Raw genomic sequence first — 7,392 nt, forward strand, 5'->3', positions numbered from 1 at the left:
CGACCCTCGCGACTCGAGAGGCAGCACCGATCCAGCTATCGATTCGTATCGAATATACGTTCGATACCGACCCCAGTAGAAACCGACCCCCAGGTTTCGTCAAGCGCCCACGACGGCGCCTCCGGATTTCGCAACAAGTCTGTTGTCGCGGGGTGCCGATCGAGGTCGTGGAGGTCGGATCCGCAGCGGTCCCGGCACGTCACTCGATGGCTGCGCGCCCCACCGAGCGCCGGCCCCACGTAGCATTCGCCGCCCTCCATGCGGTGCGGATCCGACACGCGTCCGGATACGATGCCCGCCCGCCGTTCGTCGGTATGGTGCGTAGCTCGCGTACGAACCGGGCGCTTCGGGGAAGGCCGAGGCGTGCCCCCTGTCTCGGCTCCGCGTGGCACGAATCAGGCCGGCTATCCCCATTTTCCGCTACCCTGCACCCGTGACCGAACGCGCTCGTCCCTTTGTCGGCCCCGATTACCTCGTCGCAGGCCGTTATCGCCTGCAGTCCAAGCTGGGTGGGGGCGGTATGGGAGCGGTGTGGCTGGCGCACGACCGCCTGCTCGACCGAGACGTCGCGATCAAACAGGTCCTCACCACGGCCGGACTCGGCGAGGAAGAGGCCAACGCGGTCCGCAACCAGATCATGCACGAGGGCCGGGTCGCGGCCAAGCTCTCGCACGAGCACGCGATCGCCGTGTACGACGTGGTGCTCGAGGCAGGCGAGCCCTGGTTGGTGATGGAGCACCTGCCCTCGCGCAGCGTCGCGCGGGCGCTGGCATTGGTCGAGATGCTGCCGCCGATCGAGGTGGCGCAGATCGGCGCGCAGGTCGCCGACGCGCTGGCCGCCGCACACTCCGTGGGTATCGTGCACCGAGATATCAAGCCGGGCAACATTCTTGTGGCCGACCGAGGTCCGGGTGTCGGCATGGCCAAACTCAGCGACTTCGGCATCTCCCGCAGCGCGAGCGATCTGTTCGACGAGCCGGACGGCGTGATCACCGGCACTCCCTCCTACCTCCCTCCGGAGGTGGCGCGCGGCGCGCAGCCGACCAGGGCCAGCGACGTGTTCTCGCTCGGCGCCACGCTCTACACCGCGATCGAGGGGCAGCCGCCGTTCGGTTTCGACGAGGACAGCGACGTCATCGTGCATCGCGCCGCCATGGGACAGATCATCCCACCGAGTCGCAGCGGCATGCTCACCCAGGCACTGCTGCACATGATGGAGCCCGCTCCGCAGCGCCGCCCGACCATGGCCGAGGCAAGGGACGAAATCCTCACGGCTGCTTTCGGTCCCGGCACCGGACCGCACATTCTCGGCGCACCGGTACGCACCGAGGACGGCACCATCCCGGCCTGGGCAGCGCGCAATTCGGCATCCGGTCTGCGCAGCCCGCACTCGGCCCCGCTCCCCCGCCCACACCGCAACCTCGTCGGAGCAACCGCGGCCGCCCCACCTCAGCGCGCCAAACCCGCCCAGCCCAGCAACGCCCCCCTCGCCATCGCCGTCGGCCTCCTCATCGGCCTGATCATCATCATCGGTGTCATCGTCGCAGTCATGTGACCGCGACTCGTCGCGCACCGCTGATGTTCTCGCGCACACACCAACACCGACGCAGAACCACCAGGGTGTGCGACGCGCCGGTAGGGGCGCCTGTGGTGCGGCTCGGCAGGTCAGTCGATGCGGCGACGGTGAGCCCAGCGGGTCAGGGCGTTGCGGTTGGACTGCTGGGTTTTACGGAGCACGTTGGACGCGTGGGTTTCCACTGTCTTGACGGAGATGAACAGGGATTCGGCGATTTCCCGGTAGGTGTAGCCGCGAGCGAGTAGACGAAGGACCTCGAGTTCGCGGGGGGTCAGAGAGTCCAGTTCGGGGTCGAGCGGCGGCTCGGGCACCGGGGACTTCCCGGTGAACGAATCGAGCACGAAGCCGGCCAGCCGCGGGCTGAAGACCGCGTCGCCGCCTGCTACCCGGCGAATGCCGTCGGCCAGTTCCGATCCCGAAATCGTCTTGGTCACATATCCTCTGGCTCCGGCTCGGATCACCGCGATCACATCCTCCGCGGCATCGGACACGCTCAGCGCCAAACACACCGGCCCCGGCTCGATACCCGTCAGCACCGCGACGCCGCCGCCGTCCGGCATGTGCACGTCCAGCAAGACCACCTCCGGGCACGCCGCGTTGATCCCGGCGACCGCCTCGGCCACCCCGCCTGCCTCGCCGACGACCTCCATGTCGGCTTCCCGGCTCAGCTCCGCCCGCACACCCGACCGGAATACGGCGTGATCATCGACGAGAAAGACCCGCACGGTCACCTGCCCCGCCTCTCCGCGTCTTTAGGCCGTACTAGTGTCTTCAGGCCGTACTAGTTGAGTAGCGCGGGATTTGCGTTCAGGTCCTACGTTGGGCCACCCGTGTTCTGGACGTACTCGACGAGTTACCCATGTCCGCGCGAAATCAGTTGTCTGGTTCGCCTACCACCTTAGCCGTCCGCAGGTCGTCAACCTCCGGGGCCCACCGTTTGCCCGAGCGCACCGGTTCAGTCGTCATCGCAGAATCCCGGTCTGCGTCGACGGCGCTCGCCTCGTCACCCTGACCGCCGGAATCACTGCGCGGCATGATGATTCGAACCTCGGTGCCGCGGCCGGGCGTCGACAGGATCTCCACCTGGCCGCCGCGACGCTCGACTCGACCGCGAATCGATTTGGCCAGGCCACGGCGGTCCTGCGGCACCGACGCGAGGTCGAACCCGGCGCCCCGGTCTCGGACGAAGATGCTCACCTGGTGCGGTTCGGCCTCGGCGAACAGGTCGATCTCCGGGACGCCCGCGTGCTTCGCGGCGTTGACCAGCGCCTCCCTGCTCGCGCCGAGCAGCGCGGTGAAGTGCTCCTTGGGCAGGCCCGACCCACAGCTGTCGCTGTCCATCGACACATCGCCGACGGTCACCGGCGCCACTTTCACGCCGTGCTGATCCTCCACTTCGCCCGCGATGGTGCGCAGGGCCGCGGCCAGACTCGACTGCGCCGGACCGACATCCTCGAACAGCCATTTGCGCAGCTCCCGTTCCTGGCTGCGGGCCAGCCGCACCACCTCCAGCGGATCATCTGCCTGCCGCTGGATGAGAGCAAGGGTCTGCAGCACCGAATCATGCAGGTGGGAAGCGATCTCCTCGCGTTCCTCGTTGCGGATGCGGGCGGCGCGCTCGGCGTTCAGCGCGCGCAGTGTGCGCAGCCACAGCGGGATCGTCAGCAGTCCGGCGCCGACCAGCGTGACCGCCACCGCGACCAGCGCCGTCCCGAGCGAACTCAGATCGATCCGGCCCAGCACCACCACGCCGAGACCGGACACCACCAGGGTCGCCCCGGCGACGATGCGCGACCAGGTCACCACCGACGGCCGCGCGGGCAGACCGAGCAATGAGCGCGGACCGTCGACGTCGTATTCCCGCCACACCAGCGCCGCACCGACCGCGACCACAATCACCGGCGCGAGCACCTTCGCCGCCGTCCCACTGAATGCCCACGACACAGCCACCGCCAGCCCGAGCCCGAGCATGGCGAGCCCGATGGCCTGGCGCCGCTCCGCGCCGGAAGGCTTCACCTGGTCCGAACCACCCGACGTGAAGATCCACAGCATCCCGTACGCGACGATGCCCGCCCCCGCCAGCGCAAACAGCAGCACGAACGCCATCCGAACCTTGAACACATCGATCCCGAGATGATCGGCGATGCCGCCCGCTACCCCGCCGACGATTCGGCCACCCGACCGGCGCACCATCCGCGCCGGCGGCGGCTGCCCGGGGATCGACGCGGGCGCGGGGCCCAGCCCGCGCGCACCGTCGAACCCCCGGGCGTCGAACGCGGGAACAGACGGATACATACCTCCGATACTGCACGAGCATCCGACGGCAGGCATCGGGAATCACCCTGATCCGGCGATGTCCACCGCGCCGACCAGCGCCGACGCGCACCCGGCGCGCACTTCGGCCACATGGATCCGACGGTGTCCCGCACGGCGACCACTGTCTGCTCGATCATCGGATGGTCCAAAGGGTTCACGAATTTTTTCAGGGTTCCCCCCGATGTGCTGCCGCGCGAGTCGGGCCCACCATGAGAAACATGACGCAAACGAGTTTCGGCGATCTGCTCCAGCAGATGTGGCACACGCGGCCGGTACGGCTGCCGCGGCAGGGCCCGATCGCAGGCGTCGCGGCAGGGTTCGGTCAGCGCTACAACGTGGATCCGATCCTGATCCGGGTCGCGTTCGTGGTGTCGACGATTTTCGGAGGCGCGGGCATCGTGCTCTACCTGCTGGCCTGGCTATTGCTGAGCGAGCCGGGTGACCAGGTGTCGGCGGCCGAATCGTTGGTCGGCAAGGGATACAGCTCGCAGTCGCAGACCAAGACCATCGTGTTGATCGTGGCACTGGCCATCGCGGTCAGCACGATGGGCCCGGTCGGGGTCGGGCTCGGCGGATCGGGCCTGATCAGCCTCGCGTTGATGCTGGCAGGCTGGTGGATGCTGCACCTGCGCAACCCCGTCCCGCCACCCGGCACGACCAACGCGTACGGCGAGTTCGCCCCGAGCGACGGGATCAGTGGCTACCCCGCCACCGGCTACCCCGGCGCAGTCTTCCCCCCGGGAGCGCCCCGGACCGTCGGCGACATGTACGCCCCGCCGACCACGGTGTATACGCCATACACGAAGCTGCCGGACTCGTATGTTCCGGACGTGCCGGCGTCCGAGTCGTCGGGTGCCGATCGCGAGCCTTCGCCGCGCCGGCAGGACACCGAGAGCGCGACCGACGCACAGCAGGCCGGAGCCGACCGGAGCGAGATCGACACCGTACAGCTCGACAAGCCGGCGGCATGCGGGGCGTCCGACCACGCCCGACCACACGATGCCGCGACAGATCGCACTGCCTCGGATGCGCCCGTCGGCAAGACAGCCGAGCCGGCGCCCGCCGACGACAATGTCCGAGAAAGCACGTTCGCCGGCAACGAAACCGCACCGAACCCGTTCGGCGGAACCGGACCGGCGCCCTCGTCCTCATCCGTGCAGCGCGCGAGCGACCACGCCGCGACATCCCTCGACGCCGAGACCGAGCATCTCGGTCCGACACCCACTTCCGCGTCGACGGCGGGTCCCGCACTCGGCCAGGAGTCCGGAGACAAGCGCCCTCCCCGGCCGAATGCGAACCGCCCCGCGGCATTCGCCCAGACCGCGGTCATCGGCGGACCCACGCCACCGTCCTGGGACCCGCTCGGCGTCGCCCCGCTCGCCTGGGACCTCCCGGAGCCCACCCCGGTCCGTACCACCGCCACCGCGCCGCCGAAGCGTCCCCGCTCCCGGCTGACCCCGACGGTGATCGGCCTTGCCGTCCTCGCCGCGGCGGCCGCGGGCGCGGCGGCCGCCGGGGGTGTGGAGTGGATGACGCCGGGCCGGATCGGCGCGGTGGCACTAGCGGTGATCGGCCTCGGCCTCGTGCTCGGCGCATTCCTGCGCCGCGGCTATGGCCTGCTGGTCCTCACCGCCCCACTCGCCGGGTTCGTGCTACTCGCCTCCGCGATCGGCCCGATCGAGTTCGACCGCGGCGCGATGGGCGAGCACACTTGGGCGCCGAATTCGGTCGCCGAACTGGCGCCGAGCTACACGGTGACCATGGGATCCGGCACGCTGGACCTGAGTTCGCTGAAGCTGACCGAGAGCCGCACCGTGGACGTCGCCGTGCAGATGGGCGAGATCCGCGTGCTGCTGCCCGCCGACTTGACCGTGCGCACCACCTGCACTGCGACCTTGGGCGATGCCCAGTGCGTCAACGGAATCAGCGGCCCGAATACCCCCGGTGCGCCGATGCTCACCCTCAACGTCGATGTTCGTGCCGGAAACGTGGAGGTGAAACGTGGCTGAGAACGACAACCCCGAATCGACCCACGAGCGTCGCCACGGCGTGTCCCCCGCCCTGCTCATCGTCGGACTACTGGCTCTCGCGGTGAGCGTGTGGGCGTTCGTCGGCCCGGTGTCCTGGCCGTCGGCCGGCATGATCCCGATCGGCTGGATCCTGGTGCTCGCCGCGATCGTCATCGGTATCATCCTGGTGATCTCCCCACGCAAACAATCCTGAGCACATCCCGGCGCCCACTCGGCTCGGCCCGAACTGAGCGAAATCCTCGCGGCGTCGGCGGCGGCTCGAAGCCACTTCGGCAATGGCGTGCTTCAGTTCTCCTCGTATCTGGAAGTCGACGCGATTTCCTGATGAGGCGCCCAGCACGATTCGCGCGATATCTCGCCGATAAAGCTAAGCGAAGTCCTGCTCGGCATCCACCCCGCACAGGCGAAGCAATTCGATAACGTACCGGTCGAGATCTTCACCGACTTTCGTCACTTCCGCGCTGCCCAGGCTGCCGAACTCGTCGCTGGGACGATGCATGGCGAAGACGGCATCATCGTTGTCATCGCTCCACACCAGCATGCGCAGCGGCGCATACAGCAGAGCCCGCGGATCGTGGCGGAACATACTCTCGGCGATGACATGATTGCCGATCAAATACTCGATGGATCGCGTCGAGCCCTCCGCCAGCTTCAGGACTTGCGTGGCATTGATCCGCCAGTAGCGGGCCAAGTGATGGGGAGCGTTCACGGCCATGGCCGCGCGGACGTCATCCCAAGTGCCACCAGCTTCCTCGATGAACTCATACGCCCCCGCATCGACAGGGGGAGCCGCTTTCTCGAGCGCAGTGACAAATTCGCCGTAGGGAACGCCGGTATGGACTTCTACGCGCTTGACGGTGTGGTTTTCGCTGGGCAAGTCGAATCCCTTCGCTTCGTCCGTTCCTATTGACCGGACTTCACGGAACCATCTACGGGTCGCGATCTACCAATACGAACGTACGTGTCGCTCATTCGCGCCGACAACAGCGTATTGCGCCGGACATCGGCCGACATCGGACAATCAATTGTCGACGTCTTCAGCCGCTCCCGTCTCACCGGAGCATCACCCCGACCACATCACATGCCGCACGATGTGACGAAACTTTCGGCTGCGTGGGCAAAACTCGACGTGAATCCAGCTTTCCAAAAAGGCCTTCGGCCAAAGCACATACTACTCGAGAGACCACAGTCATGAGCCCCTCCTTGGTGAACCACCTACGTGGGCGATGTGCCGAACGAGCAAGCTCCAGCCCTATCCGAAAGACAGGGGACACTGCTCGTCCAAACGGCCCCCCGCCCCAACCCAGCAAACCAACCACACAGCGCCCCACAGCAAACATCCCGAACAAAACCCGATACCTACCCACCAACCCCGTCGGGTGCGAGCCCTACGAGCACCGTTCGCGGCCCGGCTCGCGTCCGAGCGGCCGAAGCGCCCGCGCCGTAGGCGCAAATCTCGGCCGCTCGGAC

6 protein-coding genes are annotated in these 7,392 nt (G+C 67.6%); 3 read left to right on the forward strand and 3 right to left on the reverse strand.

Annotated elements, in window-relative coordinates:
• Window positions 1-433 precede the first annotated feature (433 nt).
• Window positions 434-1,555 (forward strand): serine/threonine-protein kinase, encoded by a 1,122-nt coding sequence (locus tag AB0B25_RS28955; RefSeq protein WP_357186024.1) that lies wholly within the window; start codon window positions 434-436, stop codon window positions 1,553-1,555.
• 110 nt (window positions 1,556-1,665) lie between these two features.
• Here the strand turns inward: AB0B25_RS28955 and AB0B25_RS28960 are convergent, their stop codons facing one another.
• Together AB0B25_RS28960 and AB0B25_RS28965 are read right to left on the reverse strand one after the other, a co-directional pair.
• Window positions 1,666-2,301 (reverse strand): response regulator transcription factor, encoded by a 636-nt coding sequence (locus AB0B25_RS28960; RefSeq protein WP_357186046.1) that lies wholly within the window; start codon window positions 2,299-2,301, stop codon window positions 1,666-1,668.
• A 148-nt stretch (window positions 2,302-2,449) separates the two neighbouring features.
• Window positions 2,450-3,769, reverse strand: a complete 1,320-nt coding sequence (locus AB0B25_RS28965; RefSeq protein WP_357186049.1) for a PspC domain-containing protein — start codon at window positions 3,767-3,769, stop codon at window positions 2,450-2,452.
• A gap of 332 nt (window positions 3,770-4,101) precedes the next feature.
• Between AB0B25_RS28965 and AB0B25_RS28970 the strand changes: the two genes are divergently transcribed.
• Both AB0B25_RS28970 and AB0B25_RS28975 read left to right on the forward strand, forming a co-directional pair.
• Entirely contained in the window at window positions 4,102-5,901 is a 1,800-nt protein-coding gene (locus tag AB0B25_RS28970) for a PspC domain-containing protein (RefSeq protein ID WP_357186027.1), read from the forward strand.
• A complete protein-coding gene (locus AB0B25_RS28975) occupies window positions 5,894-6,115 on the forward strand; it encodes a hypothetical protein (RefSeq protein WP_357186030.1) in 222 nt (73 codons plus the stop codon). Before AB0B25_RS28970 ends, AB0B25_RS28975 begins: the two co-directional genes overlap by 8 nt.
• Window positions 6,116-6,289: 174 nt before the next feature.
• Here AB0B25_RS28975 and AB0B25_RS28980 read toward each other — a convergent pair whose 3' ends face one another.
• Window positions 6,290-6,799, reverse strand: a complete 510-nt coding sequence (locus AB0B25_RS28980; protein WP_357186032.1) for a DUF302 domain-containing protein — start codon at window positions 6,797-6,799, stop codon at window positions 6,290-6,292.
• Window positions 6,800-7,392: the final 593 nt, after the last annotated feature.

Origin of the sequence: Nocardia sp. NPDC049190, from assembly GCF_040648115.1 — a bacterium.
In the GTDB taxonomy this organism is placed as follows: Bacteria; Actinomycetota; Actinomycetes; order Mycobacteriales; family Mycobacteriaceae; genus Nocardia.

Bases quoted from the DNA above. Each gene is read 5' to 3' on its own strand.
- AB0B25_RS28965 (WP_357186049.1), bottom strand. From the start codon at position 3,769: ATGGTGCGCCGGTCGGGTGGCCGAATCGTCGGCGGGGTAGCGGGCGGC.
- AB0B25_RS28970 (WP_357186027.1), top strand. From the start codon at position 4,102: ATGAGAAACATGACGCAAACGAGTTTCGGCGATCTGCTCCAGCAGATG.